33 protein-coding genes and 1 tRNA gene are annotated in these 25,140 nt (G+C 61.4%); 31 read left to right on the top strand and 3 right to left on the bottom strand.

All coding sequences use genetic code 11. From position 1 onward, the window contains the following. The first annotated feature begins 26 nt into the window (after nt 1-26). Nucleotides 27-1,157: a succinyldiaminopimelate transaminase gene (gene dapC, locus P272_RS0103010; RefSeq protein WP_029678074.1), complete on the top strand. Its 1,131-nt coding sequence runs from the start codon at nt 27-29 to the stop codon at nt 1,155-1,157. Here the strand turns inward: dapC and dinB are convergent. Beyond that, the gene (gene dinB, locus P272_RS0103005) at nt 1,154-2,425 is read right to left on the bottom strand and encodes a DNA polymerase IV (protein WP_029678073.1); all 1,272 of its coding nucleotides are present in this window, start codon (nt 2,423-2,425) and stop codon (nt 1,154-1,156) included. The two genes, dapC and dinB, sit on opposite strands and share 4 nt — an antisense overlap. A 226-nt stretch (nt 2,426-2,651) precedes the next feature. Between dinB and P272_RS0103000 the strand changes: the two genes are divergently transcribed. Further along, nucleotides 2,652-2,738, top strand: a tRNA-Ser gene (locus P272_RS0103000). Nucleotides 2,739-2,953: 215 nt separating this feature from the next. On the opposite strand, the gene P272_RS0102995 is transcribed toward P272_RS0103000, so the two are convergent. Then, nucleotides 2,954-3,619: an IMPACT family protein gene (locus P272_RS0102995; protein WP_029678072.1), complete on the bottom strand. Its 666-nt coding sequence runs from the start codon at nt 3,617-3,619 to the stop codon at nt 2,954-2,956. A 108-nt stretch (nt 3,620-3,727) separates the two neighbouring features. Between P272_RS0102995 and P272_RS0102990 the strand changes: the two genes are divergently transcribed. The 3 genes from P272_RS0102990 to rpsI all read left to right on the top strand — a co-directional run bounded on the left by P272_RS0102990 (nt 3,728) and on the right by rpsI (nt 5,525). Continuing rightward, nucleotides 3,728-4,360: an AbrB family transcriptional regulator gene (locus P272_RS0102990; protein WP_029678071.1), complete on the top strand. Its 633-nt coding sequence runs from the start codon at nt 3,728-3,730 to the stop codon at nt 4,358-4,360. Nucleotides 4,361-4,563: 203 nt separating this feature from the next. Beyond that, complete coding sequence (rplM, locus tag P272_RS0102985) at nt 4,564-5,013, top strand: 50S ribosomal protein L13 (protein ID WP_029678070.1); 450 nt, start codon at nt 4,564-4,566, stop codon at nt 5,011-5,013. A gap of 20 nt (nt 5,014-5,033) precedes the next feature. Then, complete coding sequence (gene rpsI, locus P272_RS0102980; RefSeq protein ID WP_015022361.1) at nt 5,034-5,525, top strand: 30S ribosomal protein S9; 492 nt, start codon at nt 5,034-5,036, stop codon at nt 5,523-5,525. Nucleotides 5,526-5,555: 30 nt separating this feature from the next. On the opposite strand, the gene P272_RS09225 is transcribed toward rpsI, so the two are convergent. Further along, entirely contained in the window at nt 5,556-5,702 is a 147-nt protein-coding gene (locus tag P272_RS09225; RefSeq protein ID WP_155804957.1) for a hypothetical protein, read from the bottom strand. A 132-nt stretch (nt 5,703-5,834) separates the two neighbouring features. Between P272_RS09225 and adhE the strand changes: the two genes are divergently transcribed. The 26 genes from adhE (at nt 5,835) to P272_RS0102850 (ending at nt 25,027) form a co-directional block, all read left to right on the top strand. Beyond that, complete coding sequence (adhE, locus tag P272_RS0102975; protein WP_155804955.1) at nt 5,835-8,618, top strand: bifunctional acetaldehyde-CoA/alcohol dehydrogenase; 2,784 nt, start codon at nt 5,835-5,837, stop codon at nt 8,616-8,618. Between the two features lie 285 nt (nt 8,619-8,903). Further along, nucleotides 8,904-9,212: a 30S ribosomal protein S10 gene (rpsJ, locus tag P272_RS0102970; protein WP_029678068.1), complete on the top strand. Its 309-nt coding sequence runs from the start codon at nt 8,904-8,906 to the stop codon at nt 9,210-9,212. Nucleotides 9,213-9,228: 16 nt separating this feature from the next. Beyond that, nucleotides 9,229-9,882, top strand: a complete 654-nt coding sequence (gene rplC, locus P272_RS0102965) for a 50S ribosomal protein L3 (RefSeq protein WP_015022359.1) — start codon at nt 9,229-9,231, stop codon at nt 9,880-9,882. 4 nt (nt 9,883-9,886) lie between these two features. Continuing rightward, nucleotides 9,887-10,561, top strand: a complete 675-nt coding sequence (gene rplD / locus P272_RS0102960; protein WP_029678067.1) for a 50S ribosomal protein L4 — start codon at nt 9,887-9,889, stop codon at nt 10,559-10,561. A gap of 5 nt (nt 10,562-10,566) precedes the next feature. Continuing rightward, nucleotides 10,567-10,869, top strand: coding sequence for a 50S ribosomal protein L23 (gene rplW / locus P272_RS0102955; protein ID WP_015022357.1), 303 nt, complete (start codon nt 10,567-10,569; stop codon nt 10,867-10,869). A 35-nt stretch (nt 10,870-10,904) separates the two neighbouring features. Further along, nucleotides 10,905-11,735 carry a 50S ribosomal protein L2 gene (gene rplB, locus P272_RS0102950; protein WP_015022356.1) on the top strand — a complete coding sequence of 277 codons (831 nt, stop codon included), beginning with the start codon at nt 10,905-10,907 and terminating at the stop codon, nt 11,733-11,735. 15 nt (nt 11,736-11,750) lie between these two features. After that, a complete protein-coding gene (rpsS, locus tag P272_RS0102945) occupies nt 11,751-12,029 on the top strand; it encodes a 30S ribosomal protein S19 (RefSeq protein WP_015022355.1) in 279 nt (92 codons plus the stop codon). 21 nt (nt 12,030-12,050) lie between these two features. Beyond that, nucleotides 12,051-12,410 (top strand): 50S ribosomal protein L22, encoded by a 360-nt coding sequence (gene rplV, locus P272_RS0102940; RefSeq protein ID WP_024626790.1) that lies wholly within the window; start codon nt 12,051-12,053, stop codon nt 12,408-12,410. Beyond that, nucleotides 12,410-13,255: a 30S ribosomal protein S3 gene (rpsC, locus tag P272_RS0102935; RefSeq protein WP_029678066.1), complete on the top strand. Its 846-nt coding sequence runs from the start codon at nt 12,410-12,412 to the stop codon at nt 13,253-13,255. The genes rplV and rpsC overlap by 1 nt, the downstream gene beginning before the upstream one ends. Before the next feature lie 3 nt (nt 13,256-13,258). Further along, nucleotides 13,259-13,678: a 50S ribosomal protein L16 gene (rplP, locus tag P272_RS0102930; protein ID WP_015022352.1), complete on the top strand. Its 420-nt coding sequence runs from the start codon at nt 13,259-13,261 to the stop codon at nt 13,676-13,678. Beyond that, entirely contained in the window at nt 13,678-13,941 is a 264-nt protein-coding gene (gene rpmC / locus P272_RS0102925; protein WP_015022351.1) for a 50S ribosomal protein L29, read from the top strand. The genes rplP and rpmC overlap by 1 nt, the downstream gene beginning before the upstream one ends. A 2-nt stretch (nt 13,942-13,943) precedes the next feature. After that, the gene (gene rpsQ / locus P272_RS0102920) at nt 13,944-14,210 is read left to right on the top strand and encodes a 30S ribosomal protein S17 (protein ID WP_015022350.1); all 267 of its coding nucleotides are present in this window, start codon (nt 13,944-13,946) and stop codon (nt 14,208-14,210) included. A 79-nt stretch (nt 14,211-14,289) separates the two neighbouring features. Then, nucleotides 14,290-14,658: a 50S ribosomal protein L14 gene (rplN, locus tag P272_RS0102915; protein ID WP_015022349.1), complete on the top strand. Its 369-nt coding sequence runs from the start codon at nt 14,290-14,292 to the stop codon at nt 14,656-14,658. Between the two features lies 1 nt (nt 14,659). Continuing rightward, nucleotides 14,660-14,995 (top strand): 50S ribosomal protein L24, encoded by a 336-nt coding sequence (gene rplX / locus P272_RS0102910; RefSeq protein ID WP_015022348.1) that lies wholly within the window; start codon nt 14,660-14,662, stop codon nt 14,993-14,995. Beyond that, complete coding sequence (gene rplE / locus P272_RS0102905; RefSeq protein ID WP_024626788.1) at nt 14,992-15,564, top strand: 50S ribosomal protein L5; 573 nt, start codon at nt 14,992-14,994, stop codon at nt 15,562-15,564. The genes rplX and rplE overlap by 4 nt, the downstream gene beginning before the upstream one ends. Nucleotide 15,565: 1 nt before the next feature. Next, a complete protein-coding gene (locus P272_RS0102900) occupies nt 15,566-15,751 on the top strand; it encodes a type Z 30S ribosomal protein S14 (protein ID WP_015022346.1) in 186 nt (61 codons plus the stop codon). Nucleotides 15,752-15,831: 80 nt separating this feature from the next. Next, nucleotides 15,832-16,230, top strand: coding sequence for a 30S ribosomal protein S8 (rpsH, locus tag P272_RS0102895; RefSeq protein ID WP_024626787.1), 399 nt, complete (start codon nt 15,832-15,834; stop codon nt 16,228-16,230). A gap of 16 nt (nt 16,231-16,246) precedes the next feature. Continuing rightward, the gene (gene rplF / locus P272_RS0102890) at nt 16,247-16,786 is read left to right on the top strand and encodes a 50S ribosomal protein L6 (RefSeq protein ID WP_029678065.1); all 540 of its coding nucleotides are present in this window, start codon (nt 16,247-16,249) and stop codon (nt 16,784-16,786) included. 1 nt (nt 16,787) lies between these two features. Further along, nucleotides 16,788-17,159: a 50S ribosomal protein L18 gene (gene rplR / locus P272_RS0102885; RefSeq protein ID WP_029678064.1), complete on the top strand. Its 372-nt coding sequence runs from the start codon at nt 16,788-16,790 to the stop codon at nt 17,157-17,159. Next, nucleotides 17,156-17,917 (top strand): 30S ribosomal protein S5, encoded by a 762-nt coding sequence (rpsE, locus tag P272_RS0102880; protein ID WP_029678063.1) that lies wholly within the window; start codon nt 17,156-17,158, stop codon nt 17,915-17,917. The genes rplR and rpsE overlap by 4 nt, the downstream gene beginning before the upstream one ends. After that, complete coding sequence (rpmD, locus tag P272_RS0102875; protein ID WP_015022341.1) at nt 17,917-18,102, top strand: 50S ribosomal protein L30; 186 nt, start codon at nt 17,917-17,919, stop codon at nt 18,100-18,102. Before rpsE ends, rpmD begins: the two co-directional genes overlap by 1 nt. Nucleotides 18,103-18,104: 2 nt before the next feature. Then, the gene (gene rplO / locus P272_RS0102870; protein ID WP_029678062.1) at nt 18,105-18,569 is read left to right on the top strand and encodes a 50S ribosomal protein L15; all 465 of its coding nucleotides are present in this window, start codon (nt 18,105-18,107) and stop codon (nt 18,567-18,569) included. A 184-nt stretch (nt 18,570-18,753) separates the two neighbouring features. Then, the gene (gene secY / locus P272_RS0102865; RefSeq protein WP_029678061.1) at nt 18,754-20,082 is read left to right on the top strand and encodes a preprotein translocase subunit SecY; all 1,329 of its coding nucleotides are present in this window, start codon (nt 18,754-18,756) and stop codon (nt 20,080-20,082) included. Between the two features lie 247 nt (nt 20,083-20,329). Then, a complete protein-coding gene (locus P272_RS0102860; protein WP_029678060.1) occupies nt 20,330-20,902 on the top strand; it encodes an adenylate kinase in 573 nt (190 codons plus the stop codon). A gap of 293 nt (nt 20,903-21,195) precedes the next feature. Beyond that, entirely contained in the window at nt 21,196-23,022 is a 1,827-nt protein-coding gene (locus P272_RS0102855; protein WP_029678059.1) for an ABC transporter ATP-binding protein, read from the top strand. Further along, nucleotides 23,015-25,027 carry an ABC transporter ATP-binding protein gene (locus tag P272_RS0102850; RefSeq protein ID WP_029678058.1) on the top strand — a complete coding sequence of 671 codons (2,013 nt, stop codon included), beginning with the start codon at nt 23,015-23,017 and terminating at the stop codon, nt 25,025-25,027. Before P272_RS0102855 ends, P272_RS0102850 begins: the two co-directional genes overlap by 8 nt. Nucleotides 25,028-25,140 lie beyond the last annotated feature (113 nt).

The raw sequence follows: 25,140 nt of genomic DNA, 5'->3' as shown, positions 1-25,140 counted from the left end.
GCTTATTTATAAGAGAAAGGCGGGCCATGGGCTTCCACTCTTTCGAATCCCCCTACGACTGGTCAAGGATTGATTCTTACCGGCGGCGTGCTGAGCAGTGCCCCGGCGGTCTGGTCGACCTGTCGGTGGGTTCGCCGGTGGATCCTGTACCCAGGTCTGTCAGGGATGCTTTGGCGGCGGCTTCGGATGATGGCCAGGCACGAGGTTATCCAAAAACTGCCGGTGATGGTCCCCTGAGGCAGGCTGCGGTCGACTGGTTCCTTCGCTATCGGGGGGTCGATCTGGATGCCGTGGACGCGGACCTGGTGCCCACGGTTGGGTCCAAGGAGGCGGTGGCGCTCATGGCCTCCCTTCTGCATCTGGGACCAGGGGACCGGGTGGTGCAGCCGAAGGTATCCTATCCCACCTATGCCATCGGAACCCAGCTGGCCGGAGCACAGGTCACGACCGTGGACGATCCGACAGATATAGATTCTTGGGTGAATCTGCCTGGTGTGCGTGCAATATGGATCAATTCGCCAGGCAACCCCAGTGGGCGGATCATCGACCAAGCTGGGCTCGCTAAGGTCGTGCGGGCGGCCCGTTCGATAGGGGCGACGGTCATGAGCGACGAGTGTTATGCCATGCTGGATTGGTCAGGGCCCACCCGAGCCGCGCCCTGCATCCTGGAGCCTCAAGTCTGTGGCGGCGATGCCATTGGGATACTCTGTCTGTACTCGATGAGCAAGCAGTCCAACATGGCTGGGTACAGGGCAGCACTGGTTGCCGGAGATGCTCATCTGGTGGAGGCCATGACCGCCTACCGCAAGCAGGTGGGACTGATTGTGCCGGGTCCGGTGCAGCGGGCCATGAGGGCCGCTCTGGAGGACGGCGAGGCTGTGATGGCACAGCGCGAGGTCTACGCCCGTCGTCTGCATGTCCTGGCTGAAGCTCTCAGCTCTTACGGGTACGATGCCGTCATGCCTCAGGGAGGTCTCTATATCTGGGCACAAGCCCGCTCGGGAGACTGTTGGGCCGATATGGCTGACCTGTCCCGTCTGGGTATTCTGGCCAGTCCCGGTGAATTCTATGGGGATGGCCACTATCTGCGGTTCTCGTCAACCATCGCTGACGAGCAGCTGGAGCTGGCGCTGGGACGTCTGCGAAGCGTCGCTTAGAGGCCCATGCTGACTGAGCCCTTGCCATAGCGGCTCCTGATGGAGTCCATGGTGGCCTCTGCCTGATCCAGGCGTTGGGCCTCGCTGCCCGTGTGACGTTTGCTCTCGTGGATGATGTCGTCCAGGGACGGCTGGATGGGAGTGTCCTCCACCCGGCTCAGACCGGATGCGCTGACACCGGCCAGACGGATCAGCCGGGGAAGGGGTGTGTCCATGGGCACACCATCGGGCAGCCCCAGCATGGCCTTGAGCAGGCCGACCGCTTGCGGATAGATGCGGTTGGCTGAGTTGACCGGTGTTTCCAGGGTGTGGGCCTTGGTCATATAGCGCAAATCATCGAAGCGCAGTTTGACAGTGATGGTCCGGGCGATCAGGTCGTGCGATCGCAGTCCCGTGGCCACCTCGTTGCTGCAGACGCGCAGGAGGTCGCAGACCTGCTTCATGCTGGTGGTGTCGTGCAGAAAGGTGCGTTCCGCGCCCAGGGACTTCTCTGGCGCCCGCGGCTGGACCGGATCGTCGTCCAGTCCATGGGAGGCCTGTGCCAGCTTCCTGGCTGTAAGACTCGAGCCTGTGGCCCGAGTCAGATCGCGCTCGCTCATGGTGGCCAGGTCGGCTACATCCTTGATGGCCCAGGCGTTGAGCCGCTTCTCCAAGGCAGGGCCGATGCCGGGAATGCCGCGCAGGGGCATCAGCTGGACGAACTCGGCCTGCCGGGCCTTGGGGATCAGCAGCATGCCGTCGGGCTTGGCATTGGTTGAGGCCATCTTGGCCACCAACTTGTTGGTGGCGATGCCCACTGAACAGGTCACGTGGAACTGACATGCCACGCTGGATCGGATCCACCGGGCGATGGCCGTGGGCATACCCCAGTGCATGAGCGCCCCGGACACGTCCATGTAGCATTCGTCCACAGAGACCTGTTCGATCTGATCGGTGATTCGTGAGAAAACCGTATCAAATATCCGTCGTGAGATGCCCCGGTAATAGGCCATGTCAACCGGGAGGAAGACCCCTTGAGGGCACAGTCGTCTGGCGCGTGCCAGGGGCATCGCCGAGTTGATGCCGAAGGACCTGGCCTCGTAGCTGGCGGCGGAGACCACCGAACGCCGTCCTGTACCTATGATGACCGGCCGGCCTTGCAATTGCGGGTGTCGGGCGACTTCGCAGGAGGCGTAGAAGGCATCCATGTCAATGTGCAGCACCGTGCAGCCGGTCTCGTCATGTCCCCAGTCCTTCTTGGCGGCTGCAAGCCTTGGTGCGGTACTCATGGCTCCATGATATAAGGAGGCCCCGGAGGAACATGCGATAAATTATTCTCAAACGTAAATTCTCGGGAAAAATTCATTTTTGTGGTTTTTGTCCATAAAAGTAAACGGTTCTGTGCTCCACCTCGCCGCTTCCTGTCGCCCCGGCGAGTCAGGTCGGTCAATCATGGTATTCTATTGTTTTGTTCTCGAAACTTTGGGGCTAAGGTCCCGGCTCGGGAGCCTGCATGGAGACGTGCCTGAGTGGCCGAAAGGGGCACCCTGCTAAGGTGTTGACTGCGCAAGCGGTCCAGGAGTTCGAATCTCCTCGTCTCCGCCTGATGACCGGTGATCGTTGATCTTGGACGATTGCCGGTCTTGTCGATTTCCAATGGCCTTTATTTCTCTGTGTTTTCTTTGGTTTCTATATTCTTTCTCATGTCGTGGCCTGGAAGGGTCCTGGTCTGCGTGGCAGAGGACCGGCGGTACTTGGCATGAACCTGTCCGGCAGGGTAGACCACAGCCAGGCAGCGGCTGTACGGTTTTCCTTGGCTATCGGGAGGCAGATGAAGCCTTGTCCTTCGACAGGGGAATCAGCCTGCGGCCTTCACCCAGTGCACTGGGTTGGGCCCGGCCCTGCAGAAGGTCGTCCAGCCGACCATCAAAAGCCGGCACCGCTGTGGGCTCCAGGTCGTAGGTCAATCGGACCCTATCGGTGAAGTCCTCGGTCTCCACGTGGCCTCCATAGTTGCGGATCAGACGGCGGAGAGGGTCGTACTCCGGGTAGTCCACAGTGATCGTGAAGCGCTGCGTCAGGAGTATGCGTGCCGATTTCGCCGCCTTGAGTGCCAGGGAGGCTGCCGAGGAATAGGCCCGGATCAATCCTCCCGACCCAAGAAGGATCCCTCCGAAGTATCGGGTTACGGTCAGGACGCAGTCGGTCAGCCCCTGCCGACGCATGACCTCAAGTATGGGTTTACCGGCCGTTCCGGAGGGCTCACCGTCATCGCTCATGCGCTCGCTGGTGCGGCCCTCGGGTCCCCAGATCGCGCAGTGGCAGACGTGCCGGGCCTTGGGGTGCTGCAGGCGGACCTCCTGGACGAAGGCCATGGCCGCCTCCTGGTCCTCTATATGGCAGGCCTGGCCGATGAACTCGGACTTCCGATCGGTCAGAGAGCCTGCGGCCGGTTTCTGCGGCGTATCCAGTATGGTGAGCAAATCGGTTTGCCTCCTATGCCTATCGTCTCCTCGGTTCCTGCGCTATCTCCATGCTAGAGGGGATCCCGGGCCGAGCCTGTTATCAAGGAGGCGACCTAAGCTGGCCGCATGACCAATCCCCAGGACCAACCGGAAACCGAATCCCCGTCAGCCGGCAAGCCCCACGAGGCCCTGACCGTTTTCTATGAAAGGCTCAGGCACTCTACAGATACGGCCGAGCTGCACGAATTCGCCCGCAGCCCCCTGCCCGACAGGTCCGACCAGGCCGCCTTCTCCCGCTTCACGGCATTGTTGGAGGCCGTGGCCGGCAACGAGCACACGCCGGTGGAGGACAGGATCTACCTGGCGCAGACCATGCCCTTCCCCAACATCCTGGTCAAGCTCTCCCAGGATTCCAGCCCGGAGGTCCGTCGGGCGGTGGCTGCCAACAAGGACGACAAGAACTGGCTGGCTGGTCTGCTCACCAAGGACGAGGATGCCGGAGTCAGGGCTGCTGCGTTGACCAACCCCATGACTTCCTGGAAGATGCGCCTGGAAGGTGCCCAGGACGAGCGTACCGATGCTGACACCCTGGACTTTCTGGGAGCTCTGGGCACTCGCAATGAACAGAATGCCCCTCGTGTGCTGGCCGCTATGGTGCGCCGGGCCGTGGCCCTGAATCCCAACACCGGGCAGGCGACCCTTGATGCCCTTCGCGAGGACCCGGACGGGCAGGTGGCAAGGGCAGCGGCCTCCCGCTGAGACTGGGTCCGACGCGAATTTTGACGAACGGCACTCAGGCGTTACAATAATGGATTGTTGTGTTTCCCTAAGGGGTCCTCAAAGCGCTTTTCCCACTCGCCGTCTAGGACTTTCAGGGAGCCCACGGAATACATGGCTTTCGGCCAGCATGGCAGCATGCGGCGCGGAGAGCCCGAAACACAATGCAAGGAAAAGGTTGAATCGTGAAGACTTTCACCCCGAAACCAGCCGATCTGACACATGACTGGTATATCGTCGACGCTTCCGGTGTGGTGCTGGGGCGTCTGGCAGCCCAGGTGGCCGATCTGCTGCGCGGCAAGAACAAGCCCACCTATGCGCCCTACGCTGACTCAGGCAACAACGTCATCGTCATCAACGCTTCCAAGATGGTGCTGACGGGCAACAAGACCGACAAGGTGCTCTACACCCACTCCGGCCGTCCTGGCGGTCTGCGTCGCGACTCCTACGGGCAGTTGATGGAGCACAACCCCGAGCGCATCGTCATGACGGCGGTAAAGGGCATGCTGCCCAAGAACAAGCTGGCCAAGGTCCAGCTGACCAGGCTGCGGGTGTTCGCAGGCGAGGAGCATCCTCACACCTCTCAGCAGCCCATTGAGTACAAGATCCATCAGGTCGCCCAGCAGGCCAAGTAGGACCAGAGGAGATAATCACTATGGCTGACAACAACAACAGCTCCGCGGTTCTTGAGGCCGAGGAGACCAGCGCTTCCTACACTTCCGAGACCAACGCCGGTGCAGGCACCGGCACCTCCGCCATCGAGCCGGGCTATGGCACCGGCCGCCGCAAGGAGGCAGTCGCCCGCGTCCGTCTGATTCCCGGTTCCGGCAAGTGGAGCATCAACGGGCACACCCTGGAGGAGTACTTCCCCAGCAAGCTGCATCAGCGCGAGGTCAACTCGCCCATCGTGCTGCTCAAGCTCGAGAACAAGTTCGATGTGGTTGTGCGCGTCGAGGGCGGCGGTGTGACCGGCCAGGCCGGCGCAGTCCGCCTGGGTGTCGCACGCGCCCTGAACGCCATCGACCGTGACGCCAACCGTCCTGCCTTGAAGAAGGCCGGGTTCCTGACCCGTGACGCCCGCGTGGTGGAGCGCAAGAAGGCCGGTCTGCACAAGGCCCGTCGCGCACCGCAGTTCTCCAAGCGCTGACGTTCGCAGTTTCCTTTATCCCCGAGGTCCTCACGGACCTTGGGGATTTTTCATGCCTGGATTCACGCTTGGACGGCCAAGTCCCAAGCGAACGACAAAGCGCACGTTGCGGTGCGGAAAATGACCAGAAAAACCACGAATTCCCACACGACACGCTTCAAGTGAACGTTCGCTCATCCTGGGGCTCAATGGTGCCCCCTCGGGTCTATATTGTGACTTTCGTCACGTTATGACGAATGCTTTTCATGGACGGGCACGGTCTTGAGACTGCTGAGACCTTCTGCTGGCCCTTATCGGCATTCGCGGAACATGAGGAGGGCCAATATCTTGGCTGGAACGCAGAAGCAAAAGCATGAGCATCAAGTGGAGGAGTCGTCAGCTGGCAGGGGATGCTGCCAGGTCGACGGCAGTGAGCCGGCTCGCATGGAGGTGGATGCTCTGGTCGTACGCGCGCAGTCGGCTTTACGCGCCTTTGAGGAGCTCAACCAGGAACAGGTGGATCGGATCGTGGCCAAGGCCTCGATCGCGGCCCTGAACAAGCATCTGTCCCTGGCTCAGATGGCCGTGGAGGAGACCGGACGCGGCCTGGTGGAAGACAAGGCCACCAAGAACATCTTCGCCTGCGAGCACGTGACCAACTACCTGGCCAGGCAGCGTACCGTGGGCATCATCAGCGAGAACGACGTGGACGGCATCATCGAGGTGGCCGAGCCGGTGGGAGTCGTGGCCGGTGTGACCCCGGTGACCAACCCTACCTCGACTGCCATTTTCAAGTCGCTGCTGGCCCTGAAGACCCGCTGTCCCATCGTCTTCGGATTCCACCCTTACGCCCAGCGCTGCTCGGTGGAGGCGGCCCGGATCGTCCGCGACGCGGCCATCGAAGCAGGTGCTCCAAAGGATTGCATCCAATGGATTGAGCACCCCTCGGTCGAGGCTACCGGCGCCCTCATGCAGCACCCCGGCGTGGCCACCATTCTGGCCACCGGCGGCACTGGCATGGTCAAGGCCGCCTACTCCTCGGGCAAGCCTGCCCTGGGTGTAGGAGCCGGCAATGCCCCGGCCTATGTGGACCGCAGGGTCAACGTTCCCCGGGCAGTCAACGACCTGATCCTGTCCAAGCATTTTGACTACGGCATGATCTGCGCTACAGAGCAGGCCATCATCGCCCATCAGGATGTCTATGACCGGGTAATCCAGGAGATGAAGCGGCGCAAGGCTTACTTCGTCAACCCCGAGGAGAAGGCCAAGCTGGAGGAGTACATGTTCGGCGTGCGGGCCCATGCCGGCGCCGATGCACCAGCTCCTAAACTCAACTCCGAGGTTCCGGGCAAGTCCCCCCAGTTCATCGCCCGTCAGGCCGGCTTCGAGATACCTGAGGATGCGACAATCCTGGCTGCCCAATGCGACCAGGTCGGCCCCATGGAACCCCTGACCTTGGAGAAGCTGGCTCCGGTTCAGGCTGTGCTCAAGGCCAGCAACAAGGAGGAGGGCTTCACCCTCTGTGAGCAGATGCTGCGCTACGGCGCCGGGCACACAGCCGCCATCCATACCGATGACGAGAGGCTGGTACGCGAGTACGGCCAACGCATGCACGCCTGCCGGATTGTTTGGAACCAGCCCAGCTCCCTGGGCGGCATCGGCGACATCTACAATGCCATCGCTCCCTCCCTGACCCTGGGCTGCGGCTCCTATGGCGGCAATTCGGTGTCAGGCAACGTCCAGGCGGTCAATCTGATCAACATCAAGCGGATCGCGCGGAGGAACAACAACATGCAGTGGTTCAAGGTGCCCCCCAAGACCTACTTCGAGCCCAACTCAATCCGCTACCTGCGCGACATGTTCGGTATCCGCCGGGCCGTCATCGTCTGTGACAAGGTCATGGAGCAGCTGGGGATTGTCGACAAGATCATCGATCAGCTGCGGGCGCGGCCCGAGCCGGTCACCTTCCGCATCATCGACTACGTGGAACCGGAGCCCAGCGTGGAGACGGTGGAGCGCGGTGCGGCCATGATGCGTCATGAGTTCGGCCCCGACACCATCATCGCCGTGGGTGGAGGGAGCCCTATGGATGCAGCCAAGATCATGTGGCTGCTCTATGAGCACCCGGAGATCTCCTTTGCCGATGTTCGGGAGAAGTTCTTCGACATCCGCAAGCGGGCCTTCAAGATTCCGCCCCTGGGCACCAAAGCCAGGCTAGTCTGCATCCCCACATCCTCGGGCACGGGTTCGGAGGTCACCCCATTCGCGGTCATCACCGATCATAAGACCGGGTACAAGTACCCCATCACCGACTACGCCCTGACCCCCAGCGTGGCCATCGTCGATCCGGTTCTGGCCCGCACCCAGCCCAAGCAGCTGGCCTGCGACTCGGGCTTCGATGCCCTGACCCACTGCATGGAGGCTTTTGTTTCCGTCTATGCCAATGACTACACCGACGCCATGGCCCTGCATGCGGCCAAGCTGATTTGGGACAACCTGGAGCCTGCCGTAGGCACTGCCGGCGGCGAGGCCAAGGTGCGCGCACAGGAGAAGATGCATAATGCGGCGACCATGGCGGGCATGGCCTTCGGTTCTGCCTTCCTTGGCATGTGCCACGGCATGGCGCATACCATCGGAGCCCTCTGCCATGTGGCCCATGGGCGCGCCAACTCCATCCTCCTGCCTTATGTGATCCGCTACAATGGACGGATTCCGGACGAGCCGACCAGCTGGCCCAAGTACAGCGAGTATGTGGCCCCGGAGCGCTACCGGGAGATGGCACACGTACTGGGCATCGAATCCGCTACTCCCGAGGAGGGTGTGGAGCTCTTGGCCCGTGCTGTGGAATCCTACAGGGACGAGCGCCTGGGTATGGATGACTCCTTCCAGGCGGCCGGAGTGGACGAGGACCTCTACTGGCAGTCCCTGGATCAGATCGGCATGCGAGCCTATGAGGACCAGTGCACGCCGGCCAACCCGCGCATTCCGCTGATTGAGGACATGAAGGACATCGCCGTGGCCGCCTACTATGGGGTCAGCCAGGAGGAGGGCCACCGGATGAGGGTTGCCCGGCAGGGCAAGGATGTGGTCCAGGAGGCCTCACAAGGGGCCTGACGAGGCCAGAATTGAACCGAGGGTTCCTCTGGAAGCGGCGCGACACGCCCGGATTCTTCTAGGGGAACCCTCGTGCTTTAATAAGAAAGTTGCCTGTTTTGGGCTCGCATTTTGTCAATCACAATAGCGGGTGCAGCGAGGAATCCCATCCCCACGGGATTCTCCACGGCTGCGCATGGATCCGGCTGAGGCCTGTCGGGAGGAATGTCTCCTGTGGCCGTCGTTCCGTGCCCTCGAAACAGACTGGGTAATCAGTTCATAGATCGCTAGAAAGGGCGGACGGCAATGGCGGGACAGAAAATCCGCATCAGGCTAAAGTCCTATGACCATGAGGTCATCGACCAATCGGCGAAGAAGATCGTCGAGACGGTGACGAACGCGGGCGCAACTGTGGTTGGCCCCGTTCCGCTGCCGACTGAGAAGAACGCGTATGTCGTCATCCGTTCTCCTCATAAGTACAAGGACTCCCGCGAGCACTTCGAGATGCGCACCCACAAGCGCCTGATCGACATCGTGGATCCCACGCCCAAGGCTGTGGATTCGCTGATGCACATCGATCTGCCGGCGGACGTCAACATTGAGATCAAACTGTAGGGGAGGAGGAAACCGCATGGCTGAAGAGCAGAGGAACCGCAAGGCTCTCCTGGGCCGCAAGCTGGGCATGTCCCAGGTCTGGGACGAGAACGGCTTCTTCGTCCCGGTGACCCTGGTGGACGTGTCCACCAACGTGGTGACCGCGGTCAAGAACCAGGAGAAGGACGGCTACCAGGCCATCCAGATCGGCTACGGGCAGATCGACCCCACCAAGGTGACCAAGCCGCTGGCTGGCCACTTCGCGAAGGCCGGAGTGACCCCGCGTCGCCACCTGGTCGAGGTCCGCACCGCCGATGCTGACAGCTATCAGCCCGGCCAGGAGCTGGGTCTGGACCTGCTGCCCGAGGGCAGCGAGGTCGACGTGACCGGCACCACCAAGGGCAAGGGCTTTGCCGGCACCATCAAGCGCTGGGGCTTCAAGTCCTACCGCCGCACCCACGGTTCGCACAAGAACGAGCGCCGTCCCGGTTCAGTGGGCGCTTGCGCAACGCCCAGCCGCATCCTCAAGGGCAAGCGGATGGCCGGCCGTATGGGTCATGACACCTCGACCGTCCAGAACCTGACCATCGTCTCCGCAGATGCCGAGAAGGGCGTCATCGCCATCAAGGGTGCCCTGCCCGGGCCCCGCGGCGCCATCGTCCTGGTTCGTTCGGCAGTGAAGGGAGCCTGAAATCATGGCTAAGTTGACTCTGAACATCACCGACGCCCAGGGCAAGAACACCGGGACTGTGGATGCACCCGAGCAGATCTTCGGCATTGCCGAAGAGGATGTCCGCTCACACGTGCCGTTGATCCACCAGGTGGTTGTCGCCCAGCTGGCTGCAGCCCGCCAGGGCACACACTCGGTCAAGACCCGGTCCACCGTCTCAGGTGGTGGCCGTAAGCCTTGGAAGCAGAAGGGCACCGGACGTGCTCGTCAGGGCTCCATCCGCGCTCCCCAGTGGACCGGAGGCGCCATTGTCCACGGCCCGCAGCCGCGCGACTACTCCCAGCGCACCCCCAAGAAGATGAAGGCCGCAGCATTGCGCTACGTTCTGTCCGACCGGGTCAATGCCGGGCGCGTGCACGTGGTTGACTTCGGCATTGGCGAGACCCCGTCCACCAAGGCCGCCAAGGCAGCCCTGCTGCCCCTGGTCGACAACAGATTCACCACCGTCGTGCTGTCCCGTGAGAACATCAACGAGTGGCTCTCCGTCAGGAACCTGCCAACCGTCCATGTCCTCTTCGCCGATCAGCTCAACACCTACGATGTGGTCACGGCCGAGGATGTCGTCTTCAGCAAGGATGGCTTTGATGCCTTCCTGGCTGCCAAGGGCGGCGCCAAGTCCGAGACCGTCAAGGAGGCCTGATTTTCATGGCAGCTATTCACAAGCCAGCACACGACATCATTCTGCGCCCGGTCGTCTCCGAGAAGAGCTATGCCAACTCGGACCGCGGCCAGTACACATTCGTGGTGGACCCTGATGCCAACAAGGTCGCCATCAAGCAGGCCATCGAGCAGATCTTCAACGTGAAGGTCACATCGGTCAACACCCTCAATCGGCAGGGCAAGCGGACCCGGACCCGTACGGGCTGGGGTCGTCGCGCCGCCGAGAAGCGCGCCATCGTCAAGGTGGCCGAGGGCCAGTCGATCGATGTCTTCGGTACCAACAACTGAAGGCTAGCCGAGAAAAGTTAAGGAAGAACTAGATTATGGCTATCCGTACATACAAGCCGACGACCGCGGGCCGTCGCAACGCCTCGGTTTCGGACTTCGCCGAAATCACGCGCTCCAAGCCCGAGAAGTCGCTGGTTCGCAAGCTGAGTAAGACCGGCGGACGCAACTCCTATGGTCGTGTCACCAGCCGCCATCGGGGCGGCGGACACAAGCGCCAGTACCGCCTCATCGACTTCCGTCGCTGGGACAAGGACGGCGTGCCCGCCAAGGTTGCTGAGATCGAATACGATCCCAACCGCTCGGCCCGCATCGCCCTTCTGCACTTTGCAGACGGCGAGAAGCGCTACATCATCGCCCCGCAGGGCATCAAGCAGGGTGACGTCATCGAGACCGGTCCCCAGGCCGACATCAAGCCCGGCAACAACCTGCCCCTGCGGAACATCCCCACCGGCACCATCGTCCACGCCATTGAGCTGCGGCCCCTGGGTGGCGCCAAGATCGCGCGCTCGGCCGGTGCTGCCGTCCAGTTGGTGGCCAAGGACGGGGCTTACGCCCAGCTGCGTATGCCCTCCGGCGAGATTCGCAACGTCGACTCCCGTTGCCGTGCAACGGTGGGCGAGGTCGGCAACAACGACCACGCCAACGTCCAGCTTGGCAAGGCAGGACGTGCCCGCTGGATGGGACGCAGGCCCATCACCCGTGGTGAATCCATGAACCCGGTCGACCACCCGCATGGCGGACGCACTCGCGGCGGAAAGCCGCCAGTGTCTCCCTGGGGCAAGGGCGAGGTCCGCACCCGCAGGCCCAAGAAGGCCTCCAACAAGATGATCGTGCGTCGTCGTCCAAATGGTAAGAACCGCAAGTAAGGGAGTGTCGGAAAGATGACTCGTAGCATCAAGAAGGGCCCATTCGTCGACGCCCACTTGCAGAAGAAAGTCGACGAGCAGAACGAGAAGGGCACCAAGAACGTCATCAAGACCTGGTCCCGTCGTTCCATGATTACCCCGGACTTCATCGGGCACACTTTCGCTGTGCACGATGGCCGTAAGCATGTCCCGGTCTTCGTCACCGAGGCCATGGTCGGTCACAAGCTCGGCGAGTTCGCCCCCACCCGGACCTTCAGGGGTCACGTGAAGGACGACAAGAAAGCACGCCGCTGAGGCGAGGGAGAGTAGAGACACATGGAAGCTAAGGCAATTGCACGTCACGTTCGCGTGACGCCTCGCAAGGCTCGCCGCGTCGTCGACCTCATCCGAGGCAAGCAGGCGACCGAGGCCGTGACCATTCTGAAGTTCGCCCCCCAGGACGCGGCCGTTCCGGTCCGCAAGTGCCTGGAGAGCGCCATCGCCAACGCGCGTGTCAAGGCGGACAAGGCCAACCAGCCCTTCCGCGAGAACGAGCTGATGGTTCGTGAGACCTACGTGGACGAGGGAACCACCCTGAAGCGGTTCCGCGCCCGCGCCCAGGGTCGTGCGGCCCGCATCAACAAGCGGACCAGCCACATCACCGTCGTGGTGGCCGACAAGGAAGGAGCCCGATAATGGGGCAGAAGATCAACCCGTTTGGGTACCGACTCGGCATCACCGAGGAGCACCGCAGCAAGTGGTACTCCGACTCCAACAAGGCGGGGGAGCGTTACAGCGACTTCGTCCTCGAGGACGACAAGATCCGCAAGGAGATGAACAAGGATCTGGAGCGCGCAGGCGTCTCCAAGATCGTCATCGAGCGGACCCGTGACCGTGTGCGCGTCGACATCCACACCGCCCGGCCGGGCATCGTCATCGGCCGTCGTGGAGCAGAGGCCGAGCGCGTGCGCGCCAAGCTGGAGAAGATCACCGGCAAACAGGTCCAACTGAACATCTTCGAGGTCAAGAACGCCTCCATCGATGCCCAGCTGGTGGCTCAGGGCATCGCCGAGCAGTTGACTAACCGCGTCACCTTCCGTCGGGCTATGCGCAAGGCTCAGCAGGATGCCATGCGGGCCGGCGCCAAGGGCATCAGGATCAAGCTGTCCGGCCGTCTGGGCGGAGCCGAGATGAGCCGTTCGGAGTTCTACCGCGAGGGCCGTGTGCCTCTGCAGACTCTGCGCGCCCTGATCGACTATGGCTTCTTCGAGGCCAGGACCACCTACGGCCGCATCGGCGTCAAGGTCTGGATCTACAAGGGCGATATGACCGAGCGTCAGTTCGAGGAGCAGCAGGCTCAGCAGAACAACCGCCCCGGTCGGCGCGGCGATCGTCGTCCCCGTCGTGGCGTCCGTCCCTCCGAGGGACGCACCCGCCGCGAGCAGGATGCAGCCAAGCAGAACAGCGGTGTGGCCGCGCCGCCGGCGGCGGCTCAGGAGCAGACCGCCTCGGCCCCCGTCGCAACCGAAGCAAAGGAGTGAGCCGTGCTTATCCCAAAGAGGACTAAATACCGCAAACAGCATCGTCCGGGTCGTTCGGGCATGTCCAAGGGCGGCAACGAGATCGCTTTCGGCGATTACGGCATCCAGGCCCTGGCTCCGGCCTACCTGACCAATAGGCAGATCGAGGCGGCCCGTATCGCCATGACCCGGTACATCAAGCGTGGTGGCCGAGTCTGGATCACGGTCTTCCCGGATCGCCCCCTGACCAAGCACGCCCTGGGATCCCGAATGGGTTCCGGCAAGGGTGCGCCCGAGTTCTGGGTGGCCAACGTCCGTCCCGGCCGGGTGCTCTTCGAAATCGGCGGCGTGAGCGAGGATGTGGCCCGCGAGGCCCTTCGCCGCGCTACTGACAAGCTTCCCATGAAGTGCCGGATTATTGCACGTGAAGGCGGTGACATCTGATGTCAGTCGGAACAGCCGAGTATTCCATCAAGAATCTGAATGAAAAGACCAATGCGGAGATCGAGGATTTCCTGAAGAAGTCCAAGGAAGAGCTGTTCAACCTGCGCTTCCAGTCGGCAACCGGTCAGCTGGAGAACACCTCCCGCCTCAAGGCCGTCAAGCACGACATCGCCAGGATGTACACCGTCCTGCGTGAGCGCGAGCTGGGCATCAGCCAGGAGCCCGCCGAAGCAAAGGCCGAGAGCAAAGCTGAGGAGAAGTAAGCATGGCTGACAAGCAGGAGCGCAACTTCCGCAAGGTTCGCAGCGGCTACGTCGTGTCCGACAAGATGGACAAGACCATCACCGTCGAGCTGGAGCAGCGTTCGACCCATCCCCTGTACGGCAAGGTCGTCCGCAGCAACCGCAAGGTCAAGGCCCATGATGAGAAGAACGAGGCCCATGTGGGCGACTTCGTGAGTATCATGGAGACCCGTCCTCTGAGCAAGACCAAGCGCTGGCGTCTCGACTCCATCGTCGAGCGCGCCAAGTAACAAGTTCGGCCAGGCTCCGCATTTCATCCCGCCCCGGTGCGGGGTGTCTGCGGAGAACCAGCGCGGCTAAGGAGAATCAATGATTCAGCAGGAATCGCGGCTTCAGGTCGCCGACAACACGGGTGCCAAGGAGATCCTGGCCATCCGCGTGCTCGGCGGGTCGAAGCGACGCTATGCCGGCATTGGCGATGTGATCGTCGCCACCGTCAAGGATGCCATTCCCGGCGGGTCGGTCAAGAAGGGCGAGGTCGTCAAGGCGGTCGTCGTCCGTACGGTCAAGGAGCATCGTCGTCACGACGGCTCCTACATCAAGTTCGACGAGAACGCGGCGGTCATCCTCGGCACAGGTCGTGAGCCCCGCGGCACTCGTATCTTCGGACCGGTCGGTCGTGAGCTGCGCGACAAGCGCTTCATGAAGATCGTGTCCCTGGCACCGGAGGTGATCTGAAGTGGTAGCCAAGATCAAGACAGGCGACCAGGTCAAGGTCATCCGCGGCAAGGATCGCGGCAAGGAGGGCAAGGTTCTGCGAATTCTGCCCAATGACCGCTTGATCGTCGAGGGTATTCAGATCGTCAAGAAGCATGTGCGGGCCACCCAGCAGGGTCAGGAGTCGGGCATCGTCCCGACCGAGGCGCCCATCCATCGCTCCAACGTGATGGTCATCGACCCGGAGACCAAGAAGCCGACTCGCATCGGCGTGAACATCAAGGAGGAGGCGCGTGACGGCAAGGTCAAGGTCGTGCGCACCCGCTTCGCCAAGAAGTCAGGCAAGGAGCTGTCATGAGCGATACCACCGTTGAAGCACCGGCAGTCCCTCGTTTGCTGCAGCAGTACCGCGAGAGCATCGTGCCCGAGCTGGAGAAGGAGTTCAAATTCTCCAACCCCATGCAGGTTCCCAGGATCGAGAAGGTCGTGGTCTCCATGGGTGTGGGTGCCGCGGCACGCGACTCAAAGCTGATTGAGGGCGCAGTCAAGGACCTGACGGCCATCACCGGCCAGAAGCCCAAGATCACCAAGGCCAAGAAGTCCGTGGCGCAGTTCCATCTGCGTGAGGGACAGGCCATCGGCGCCTTCGCCACCCTGCGCGGCGTGCGCATGTGGGAGTTCCTGGATCGTCTGCTGACACTGGCTCTGCCCCGTATCCGCGACTTCCGCGGCATCAGTGACCGTCAGTTCGACGGCCAGGGCAACTACAACTTCGGTCTCACGGAGCAGTCCATGTTCCACGAGATCGATCCTGATCAGATCGATCACCAGCGTGGTATGGATATCACCGTGGTGACCTCCACCAAGAACGATCAGGAGGCCCGCGCGCTGCTCAAGCAGCTGGGCTTCCCCTTCAAGGAGAACTGATATGGCAAAAACCGCTCTGAGAAACAAGGCGGCACGCAAGCCGAAGTTCAAGGTGCGTGGATACACGCGCTGCCAGGTCTGCGGTCGTCCTCATTCCGTCTATCGCAAGTTCGGCCTGTGCCGCATCTGCCTTCGCGAGAAGGCCCATCGCGGTGAGCTGCCGGGTGTGACGAAGTCCAGTTGGTAAAGATCGACGCTGAAGGTCCGCGGTCGCGGCAGTTTGCTGCCGGGCGGCGGAAACCACGGCGAGGAAGGGCATAAGCCCACATGACAATGACAGATCCCATCGCAGACATGCTGACACGTCTGCGTAATGCGAGTGCGGCCAAGCATGAAACAGTCGACATGCCGTACTCCAAGTTCAAGGCGAACATCGCGCAGATCCTCAAGCGCGAAGGTTTCATCGCCGATTACCGCGCCAAGGAGGCGCGCGTCGGGCAGGATCTGGAGATCACGCTCAAGTACGGCCCCGATGGACGCCAGTCCATTCAGGGGATCAAGCGCGTCTCCAAGCCCGGTCTGCGCCGGTACGCCAAGTCGGATTCCCTGCCCATGCCCCTGGGCGGGCTGGGAATCGCCATCATCTCGACAAGCTCGGGACTGATGACCCAAAAGGAATGCCTCGACAGGGGCATCGGCGGCGAGATCGTCGCCTACGTATGGTGAGAAAGGAGAGCTGAACATGGCATCGCATATCGGTAAGCTCCCCATCGCCGTTCCGGCAGGTGTGGAGGTGGCCTTCAAGGGCCAGGAATTCACCGCCAAGGGTCCCAAGGGCTCGGACGGATACACGCTGCCCGAGGGCATCACCGGCAAGGTCGAGGGTAATGAGATCATCATGACCCCCGCCGACGAGGACCGCACCACCAAGGCCAAGCACGGACTAAGCCGCTCCATCGTGGCTTCCATGGTCGAAGGCGTCTCCAAGGGCTACAGCAAGCACCTGCAGATCGTCGGCACCGGCTATCGCGTGGTCGCCAAGGGCAAGTCCCTGGAGTTCTCGCTGGGCTACTCGCACACCATCACCGTTGACCCCCCGGAGGGCATCACCTTCGAGACGCCGAACGCCAACGAAGTGGTCGTCTCCGGTATCGACAAGCAGGCCGTCGGCCAGGCTGCCGCCAACATCCGCGCCCTGCGTTCGCCCGAGCCTTACAAGGGCAAGGGCATCAAGTACGCCGACGAGCACATCCTGCGCAAGGCTGGAAAGGCTGGTAAGTGATATGACGGTCTCGATACTAGGCAAAGGCAAGAAGATCGCCCGTCTGCGCCGCCATGCCCGTCTGCGCAAGCGCGTTTCCGGCACGGCAGAGCGCCCCCGTCTGGTGGTCACACGAACCAACCGCAACATGATCGCCCAGATTGTCGACGACACCAGGGGTGTCACCCTGGTCAGCGAGTCGACCATGGCTTCGGACTACGGCTCCTTCAAAGGCACCAAGACCGAGGCCGCCCGCAAGGTGGGCGAGCAGATTGCGGCCAAGGCCAAGAAGGCCGGCATCACCACCGTGGTCTTTGACCGTGGTGGCAACAAGTACCACGGAAGGGTCGCAGCGGTTGCGGAAGGCGCCCGTGAGGGAGGTTTGGCACTGTGAGCGACAACGAAACGACAAAGGAAACAACCCAGGTGACTGAAGATTCCACAAATACTCAGTCCAGCCAGGGTGGCAGAAGGGACCGGAACGACCGGAACGATGATCGCCGCGGTGGTCGTCGTGGCGGTTCCCGTGACGGCCGCAGGGATGGCCGTCGTGGTCGTCGCGACCGCGACGAGCGTGACGACATGCTCGACAGGGTCGTCACCATCAACCGTGTCTCCAAGGTCCACAAGGGAGGCCGTACCTTCAGCTTCGCGGCTCTGGTAGTCGTGGGCGATGGCAAGGGCACTGTGGGCGTTGGCTACGGCAAGTCCCGTGAGGTTCCTGCAGCCATCTCCAAGGGTCAGCTGGATGCCAAGAAGCACATGTTCACCGTCCCCCGTATCCGCGGCACTGTCACCCACCCGGTGATCGGCCACGATGCGGCCGGCACGGTTCTCCTGCGGCCTGCAGCCCCCGGGACCGGCGTTATCGCCGGTGGTCCGGTCCGCGCCGTCCTGGAGTGTGCCGGCATCACTGATATCCTGAGCAAATCCATGGGATCGGCCACCGCCGTCAACATGGTGCGGGCCACTGTAGCTGCCTTGAAGCAGCTGGAGGAGCCCGAGGAGATCGCGGCACGCCGCGGTCTGCCTCTGGAGGAGGTCGCCCCCGATTCCCTCCTGCGCGCACGTGCCGCCGGCATCGCCGACGAGCGTAAGGAGCGCGAAGAGGCCAAGGCCAAGGCTGACGAGCAGTCGAAGGCAGGTGAGTGATGACCAAGCAGATCAAGATCACCCTGGTCAAGGGCGTGGCTCATGCCACCGACCGCCAGAAGGAGAACGTCAGGTCTCTGGGCCTTCACAAGATCGGCCAGTCAGTCCTTCGTGAGGACACCCCCGTCTACCGGGGGATGGCTGACAAGGTCCGCCACCTGGTGAACGTAGAGGAGGCAGACTGATTATGGCCAGCGACAAGCAAGAGCCTACCATCCTGCAGATGCATGACCTGCGTCCGGCTCCAGGCGCCAAGCGCGACCGTATCCGCGTCGGTCGTGGCGAGGGATCCAAGGGCAAGACCTCCGGTCGTGGCACCAAGGGCACCAAGGCCCGCTACCAGGTCCGTCCGGGCTTTGAAGGCGGCCAGCTGCCCCTGTACATGCGGCTGCCCAAGCTGCGCGGGTTCAGGAGCCCCTTCAAGAAGGAGTACCAGGTGGTCAACCTGGGTGCTCTGGAAGGGCTCTTCCCCAAGGGTGGCGAAGTCACCGTCAAGGATCTGGTCAATAAGGGAGCGGTCCGCAAGGGTCACCCCGTCAAGGTCCTGGGTGATGGTGACGTCAAGGCTGCTTTCACCCTCAAGGGCGTCAAGGCCTCGGCCTCGGCCAGAAGCAAGATAGAAGCCGCAGGCGGGTCCGTCTCCGAGGACTGATACTCATAGGGGACAGACCGTAAGGCAGATGATTCCGGCCCTCCCCGCTCCAAGCGGGCGGGGGCCGGAACTCGTTTCCGGCCTGGTTGCCGTCGGTTTTGACGGAGCCATCGGCTAAGCTGGTCGGAGCAAGAAGGTGCGATGCACCGGGACCAACGCGTGGGCGCGTAGGGAGGGAACTTAGGTGAGGACGTTAATCCAGGCCTTCAGGACCAAGGAGTTGAGGAAGAAAATCTTCTTCGTTCTTGGCATCATCATCATCTATCGCATCGGGTCGTTCATACCTACCCCAGGCGTGGATTATCCCGCCGTGCAGAAGTGCATCACCACGGCTGGCAATGAGGACTTCATCGGCCTGGTGAACCTGTTCTCGGGCGGAGCTCTACTGCAGCTGTCCATCTTCGCATTGGGCATCATGCCTTACATCACTGCATCCATCGTGGTGCAGCTGCTGCGCGTGGTTATTCCTCGTTTCGAGGCTCTGCACAAGGAGGGTCAGTCAGGCGAGGCCAAGTTGACCGAGTACACCAGGTATTTGACCATGGGTCTGGCCGTGCTGCAGTCCACGACCATTCTGGTTACGGCCAGCAAGGGCGCGCTTTTCGGTGGTGCCTGCCAACAGCATGTCATCCCTGACAGCTCTTGGTGGAATATGGCCGTCATGGTTCTGATCATGACCGGCGGCACCGGTCTGATTATGTGGATGGCCGAACTGATCACCGACAAGGGCATCGGTAACGGCATGTCCGTCCTGATCTTCATCTCCATCTGCTCCGGCTTCCTGCCGCAGCTCTGGAACATCGGTTGGGGGACCAACGGCAAGGATGGCGACTGGGTCAAGTTCGGCATTGTCGTGACCGTCTTGTTGGTTATCCTGATTCTGGTCGACTACGTGGAACTGGCTCAGCGTCGTATTCCCGTCCAGTACACCCGCAGGATGATTGGCCGTAAGATGTACGGCGGATCTTCCACCTATCTGCCGCTCAAGATCAACATGTCTGGCGTGATTCCCCCCATCTTCGCTTCGTCAATTTTGGCCATCCCTACCCTTATTGCCCAGTTCGGCAATTCCGATCAGAGCTGGGTCAAGTGGATTGATGCCAACATGGCCAACACGACCTCGGTCTGGTACATCGTGCTCTACTCGGTCATGATTGTCTTCTTCTGCTTCTTCTACACGTCCATCACCTTCAACCCGGACGAGACTGCCGACAACATGAAAGAGTATGGCGGCTTCATCCCGGGCATCAGGGCCGGGCGGGCCACCAGTCGATACCTGTCATATGTGATGAATCGGCTGAACACGGTGGGTGCCATCTATCTGCTCTTCGTGGCCCTGATTCCGACGGTGCTGATCATGCTGCTGAAGATCAACTCCAAGCTGCCCTTCGGCGGCACCACCATTCTGATTATCGCCGGTGTCGGCCTGGACACCCTGCGCCAGGCCAGGGCACAGACCGAACAGTTCCAGTACACCGGCTTCCTGCTGGAGGGCGAACACAAGGAGGGCTGACCCTTCTGCCGAAAACCCGCGAGTAATGGCTGACCGAAACAGTTGAAGGTCCGACCCTGGCCCTTGGTGGCATGGGGTCGGACCCTGTTGTATCCGGAAGACGGTTTGCACGAGTTTAGTGAGTGCAACCTGCGTTGGGCCAGATAGCCGCTAGCATACGTAAATGAGAGTTCTACACGGCTCAGACAGCTAAAATCGTCTGGGCCTTAGAGCCAAGAACAATAGAAGATCGAACAAAGGATAGGGAATGGCACAGCGACTGTTGATCATGGGACCTCAAGGTGTTGGCAAGGGCACACAGGCGGCCTTGCTCAGCAAGCATTACGGGATTCCTGCCATCTCCACCGGCGACATTTTCCGCTACAACCTGAAGAACGGAACCGAGTTGGGCAAGCAGGCCAAGGCTTACACCGACAAGGGTGAACTGGTTCCAGACGAGCTGACCAACAAGATCGTCAAGGACCGCCTTGGCATGGACGACGCCGCCCAGGGCTGGATTCTGGACGGCTACCCCCGTTCGGCCTCCCAGGTCGAGGCGCTGGACAAGATGCTCCAGGAGCTTGGCACTCCGCTGACAGCTGTGGTGGCCCTGGATGCAGACCATGACGTGCTCATGCAGCGCATCGCCAAGCGGGCCAAGGAAGAGGGGCGGGCAGACGATACACCCGAGGCCATTGCCAAGCGCCTGGATATCTATGCCAAGGAGACGGCCCCCCTGCTGAATACCTATAAGTCCCGTGGTCTTCTGGTCGCAGTGGATGGCCAGGGCGAGGTCGACCAGATCTCCAAGGAGATCATCACAGAGTTGGACGAGCGATAATTCATAGCCTGTCAGGCGAGAGTCCTGTCGCCAGTTGAATCAATCGTAGGAATGCCAAGCTTAGAATCCACCGGCAAGACTCGCTGATACGACTGACCGAGGCATAGAAGCTGCATGACCCCGAGGGGCGTGACAGCTTCTTTTTGTGGAGGGCGGAAATCCCTGCGCGTCCGCCCAACCCTGACGGACAGGATGATAGCCTAGGTGCATTCAGACCCTCTTTCGAGGGTATTGCATGTCGGTGATTGGCCGTAAAAGATAGAGAAATCAGCACAGAAACAGAAGAGGTTCACTTGAAGGGGTCTACGGCATCCGTAGTCAGATCGGATAAACAGGAACCAGCGCGTCCGAAGCATACCATCCGCACCATCCTGCGCTCCCTGCGCGAATACCGGAAGGCCAGCTTTCTGGCTCCGGCCTTCGTCTTTCTTGAGAGCGTTCTAGAGATTGTGATCCCGACCATCATGGCCTCCCTGATCGATCAGGGGGTCTCGGGGAGGTCCATGCCGGCCATCTTCAAATTCGGGCTGATTCTGCTGGCCTGCTCGGCCGTCTCCCTGTTTTCTGGGTTCATGTCCGGGCGGTATGCGGCCATCGCCTCTTCCGGCCTGGCCAAGAATGTCCGCAGCGATCTGTTCGCCAAGGTGCAGTCCTTCAGCTTCACCAACATCGACCGCTTCTCCACCGGATCCATCATCACCAGGCTGACCACCGATGTGACCAACCTGCAGAATGCCTATCAGATGGTCATCAGGGTCGGTGTCAGAGCGCCGATCATGGTCATTGTGGCCTGGCTCTTTTCTTATAAGATTTCCAGGCCCATATCCCTGGTCTTCCTGATCGCCATCCCCATCCTGGGCTTCGGATTGATCGGGCTGTCCCTGCTGGTTCACCCCATCTTCGAGCGCGTCTTCCACACCTACGACCACCTCAACAATGTGGTGGACGAGAACCTCCAGGGAATCAGAGTGGTCAAGTCATACAACCGGGAGGACTACGAGGAGCGCAAGTTCAACAGTATTTCCTTGGCCATCTATCGTGCCTTCTGCAAGGCCGAGCGGATCATGAGTCTGAACCCGGCATTGTTGAACTTCTGCATCTATGCCTCTCTGCTGGTCATATCCTGGATGGGCGCCTCCCAGATTGTTGCCTCCGGGAACAACGCTGCCCTGGGGCTGACCACGGGCGATCTGACCGCCCTGGTCACCTATGCCATCCAGATCATGATGGCCATGAACATGGTCTCCATGATTGTGGTCATGGTCGTCATCTCCCAGGCTTCCGCCGAGCGTATCTGCCAGGTGCTGGACGAGGTCAGCACCGTGCACGATCCCGCCAAGCCGGTCATGAAGGTGGCCGACGGATCCATCAGCTTCCAGGATGTGACATTCCGCTACTCGGACCGGTCCGAACGTCCGGTTCTGAGCCATATCAATCTGGACGTTCCCTCGGGCTCCACCCTGGGCATCGTGGGCGGGACCGGCTCCTCCAAATCCAGCCTGGTCCAGCTCATTCCCCGTCTCTATGACGTCACCGATGGGTCCCTCCAGGTGGGCGGGGTGGACGTGCGCCAGTACGATTTGACGGTCCTGCGCGACCAGGTGGCCATGGTGCTCCAGAAGAATGTCCTCTTCACCGGGACCATCGCCGAGAACCTGCGCTGGGGCAACCCTGAGGCCACGGACGACGAGCTGGTGCGCGCCTGTACTTTGGCTCAGGCCGACGGTTTCGTGCGGGAGTTTCCCGATGGTTATCAGACCTATCTGGACGAGGGCGGCACCAACCTCTCCGGCGGCCAACGACAGCGTCTGTGCATCGCGCGGGCCCTTCTGAAGAAGCCTGACATCCTGATTCTGGATGACTCAACCAGCGCCGTGGACACCAAGACCGACCAGCTGATCCGCCGGGCCTTCAGCCAGGAGATCCCCGACACCACCAAGATCATCATCTCCCAGCGTCTGGCCTCCGTGGAGGACGCCGATATGATCGTGGTCCTGGAGGAGGGCAGGATTCTCGACAAGGGCACCCACCATGAGCTTCTGCGAACATGTCAGGAGTACCGATCCATCTACGAATCACAGACCAGGAACCAGAGCGAGGAGGACAAGGACCATGAGTGACGGATCATTCAAGGACCGCAAACCCCGCCTGGACAAGGCCGCGCCGGGAACGACCCGCCGCATCCTGAGCTACTTGTTGGCCTACCGCTGGCAGCTGGCGGTGATCGTGGTCTGCATCATCATCAGCGCCGGGGCCCAAGCCGCATCGGCCTTCTTCCTGCAGCCACTGATCGACCACTACATCCTGCCGCTGGTCGGGGCCTCCGACCCTGACTGGGGACCGCTGATGAGGACCCTGATCCTGATGGGCTGCCTCTATGCGGTGGGGACCTTCTGCTCCTGGTTCTGGAACTGGCTGATCGTCAAGGTGGAGCAGGGCACCCTGAAGACCATCCGTGATCAGATGTTCGCCCACCAGCAGGAGCTGCCCATCGGCTTCTTCGACACCCATGAGCATGGCGACACCATGAGCCGCTACACCAACGACACGGATACCCTCCGTCAGGCCATCTCCCAGTCCTTCCCGCAGATGGTCTCCTCGGTCCTGTCCGCGTTGGCGGCCCTGATCTCCATGCTCTGGCTCTCCATTCCATTCACTGTTCTGACTCTGGTCTTCGCGGCGGTTCTGATTGTGGTGGTCCGGGTTCTGGTCACCCGAAGCGGTCGCTACTTCGTTCACCAGCAGCGCTATCTGGGCCAGGTGAACGCCTTCGTGGAAGAGGCCGTCAACGGGCAGAAGGTCATCAAGGTCTTCAACCATGAGGATGCCACCGCCAAGGTCTTCGAGGAGAGGAATGAGGAGCTCTTCCAGGCTTCGGCCCAGGCCAACACCTACGGCAATGTCACCATGCCGGTCGTGGGCAACATGGGCTACCTGCTCTATGTCATCCTGGCCATCGTCGGAGGTCTGGCCGGTATTGCGGGCATGGGCAATGTAGGACTGACCGGGGCGGGGCCGCTGACCCTGGGGACCATCGTCTCCCTTCTGACCCTCTCCCGCTCCTTCATCAACCCCATCGGCCAGGTCTCCATGCAGTTCAACATGGTCATGATGGCCCTGGCCGGTGCCTCCAGAATCTTCGACCTGATGGACCAGCCCGTCGAGTCCGACCAGGGTACGGTCAGATTGGTCAGCGTCGAACTGGCCTCGGACGGCCGGACCATGACCCCTGTCGACCACGAAACAGGGCACTGGGCCTGGAAGCGCGAGGCGGATGACGACGGCAGGCGCTCGCTGGAGGCCGCCATGAAGCTTCCCGGCGATGCCCGTGACGTGGCCCTTAAGGCCAAGGATCAAGCCATCACCTCTCCTGATGGGCGATACACCCTCCTTCAAGGGGATGTGCGATTCACCGATGTCAGCTTCGGATACGACCCGAGCAAGCCTGTCCTGCACGACATCACCTGGTTCGCCAAGCCAGGGCAGAAGGTTGCGCTGGTCGGTGCCACCGGTGCCGGCAAGACCACGATCACCAACCTGATCAACCGCTTCTACGACATCCAGCAGGGCCAGATCCTCTATGACGGGATCGATGTGAAGAACATCCGCAAGCCTGATCTCCGCCGCTCATTGGGCATCGTCCTTCAGGATGTCAACCTCTTTACGGGTACCGTCCTGGACAACATCCGCTACGGACGTCTGGATGCCACGGACCAGGAGTGCATCGAAGCCGCCAGGATGACCAACGCCGACAGCTTCATCCGCATGCTTCCCCAGGGCTACCAGACTGTTCTTGAGGGGGATGGAAGCGGACTGTCCCAGGGTCAGCGTCAGCTGATCTCAATTGCCAGGGCGGCTGTGGCCGATCCTCCAGCCATGATTCTGGACGAAGCCACTTCCTCAATCGATACCAGGACCGAGGAGGTGGTCCAGCAGGGCATGGACGCACTCATGCGAGGCCGGACGGTCTTCGTCATCGCCCATCGGCTCTCTACGGTTCGCAACTCCGATGTGATCATGGTCCTGGACCATGGGCGGATCATCGAGCGCGGCAACCACGATGAGCTGATAGCCAAGCATGGCGAGTACTACCAGCTCTATACCGGAGCCCTGGAACTGGAGTAGGGCTCTATGGGATTGCCGAGCGGTCGGGGGAAGATGCCGAAAGGCGTGATCAGGCATTAGACGAACGCCAGCCTAGGGGGTCGGTTCTTGATGGGCCGACCCCCTTTCATGTA

The sequence above is a fragment of the Bifidobacterium sp. 7101 genome (assembly GCF_000499285.1).
Taxonomy (GTDB): Bacteria; Actinomycetota; Actinomycetes; order Actinomycetales; family Bifidobacteriaceae; genus Bombiscardovia; species Bombiscardovia apis_A.
Note: the sequence above shows the minus strand (reverse complement) of the source record. Positions and strands in the feature narration are given on the sequence as shown.

Bases quoted from the DNA above. Each gene is read 5' to 3' on its own strand.
- rpsC (WP_029678066.1), top strand. From the start codon at position 12,410: ATGGGGCAGAAGATCAACCCGTTTGGGTACCGACTCGGCATCACCGAG.
- rplR (WP_029678064.1), top strand. From the start codon at position 16,788: ATGACGGTCTCGATACTAGGCAAAGGCAAGAAGATCGCCCGTCTGCGC.
- rpsI (WP_015022361.1), top strand. From the start codon at position 5,034: ATGGCTGACAACAACAACAGCTCCGCGGTTCTTGAGGCCGAGGAGACC.
- rplE (WP_024626788.1), top strand. From the start codon at position 14,992: ATGAGCGATACCACCGTTGAAGCACCGGCAGTCCCTCGTTTGCTGCAG.
- rpsH (WP_024626787.1), top strand. From the start codon at position 15,832: ATGACAATGACAGATCCCATCGCAGACATGCTGACACGTCTGCGTAAT.
- P272_RS0102900 (WP_015022346.1), top strand. From the start codon at position 15,566: ATGGCAAAAACCGCTCTGAGAAACAAGGCGGCACGCAAGCCGAAGTTC.
- rpsJ (WP_029678068.1), top strand. From the start codon at position 8,904: ATGGCGGGACAGAAAATCCGCATCAGGCTAAAGTCCTATGACCATGAG.
- rplV (WP_024626790.1), top strand. From the start codon at position 12,051: ATGGAAGCTAAGGCAATTGCACGTCACGTTCGCGTGACGCCTCGCAAG.
- P272_RS0102990 (WP_029678071.1), top strand. From the start codon at position 3,728: ATGACCAATCCCCAGGACCAACCGGAAACCGAATCCCCGTCAGCCGGC.
- P272_RS0102850 (WP_029678058.1), top strand. From the start codon at position 23,015: ATGAGTGACGGATCATTCAAGGACCGCAAACCCCGCCTGGACAAGGCC.
- rpmD (WP_015022341.1), top strand. From the start codon at position 17,917: ATGACCAAGCAGATCAAGATCACCCTGGTCAAGGGCGTGGCTCATGCC.
- rplD (WP_029678067.1), top strand. From the start codon at position 9,887: ATGGCTAAGTTGACTCTGAACATCACCGACGCCCAGGGCAAGAACACC.
- rpsQ (WP_015022350.1), top strand. From the start codon at position 13,944: ATGGCTGACAAGCAGGAGCGCAACTTCCGCAAGGTTCGCAGCGGCTAC.
- rplB (WP_015022356.1), top strand. From the start codon at position 10,905: ATGGCTATCCGTACATACAAGCCGACGACCGCGGGCCGTCGCAACGCC.
- rpmC (WP_015022351.1), top strand. From the start codon at position 13,678: ATGTCAGTCGGAACAGCCGAGTATTCCATCAAGAATCTGAATGAAAAG.
- P272_RS0102860 (WP_029678060.1), top strand. From the start codon at position 20,330: ATGGCACAGCGACTGTTGATCATGGGACCTCAAGGTGTTGGCAAGGGC.
- rplC (WP_015022359.1), top strand. From the start codon at position 9,229: ATGGCTGAAGAGCAGAGGAACCGCAAGGCTCTCCTGGGCCGCAAGCTG.
- rplW (WP_015022357.1), top strand. From the start codon at position 10,567: ATGGCAGCTATTCACAAGCCAGCACACGACATCATTCTGCGCCCGGTC.
- P272_RS09225 (WP_155804957.1), bottom strand. From the start codon at position 5,702: ATGAGCGAACGTTCACTTGAAGCGTGTCGTGTGGGAATTCGTGGTTTT.
- adhE (WP_155804955.1), top strand. From the start codon at position 5,835: ATGAGGAGGGCCAATATCTTGGCTGGAACGCAGAAGCAAAAGCATGAG.
- rplF (WP_029678065.1), top strand. From the start codon at position 16,247: ATGGCATCGCATATCGGTAAGCTCCCCATCGCCGTTCCGGCAGGTGTG.
- rpsS (WP_015022355.1), top strand. From the start codon at position 11,751: ATGACTCGTAGCATCAAGAAGGGCCCATTCGTCGACGCCCACTTGCAG.
- dapC (WP_029678074.1), top strand. From the start codon at position 27: ATGGGCTTCCACTCTTTCGAATCCCCCTACGACTGGTCAAGGATTGAT.
- rplN (WP_015022349.1), top strand. From the start codon at position 14,290: ATGATTCAGCAGGAATCGCGGCTTCAGGTCGCCGACAACACGGGTGCC.
- dinB (WP_029678073.1), bottom strand. From the start codon at position 2,425: ATGAGTACCGCACCAAGGCTTGCAGCCGCCAAGAAGGACTGGGGACAT.
- rplO (WP_029678062.1), top strand. From the start codon at position 18,105: ATGGCCAGCGACAAGCAAGAGCCTACCATCCTGCAGATGCATGACCTG.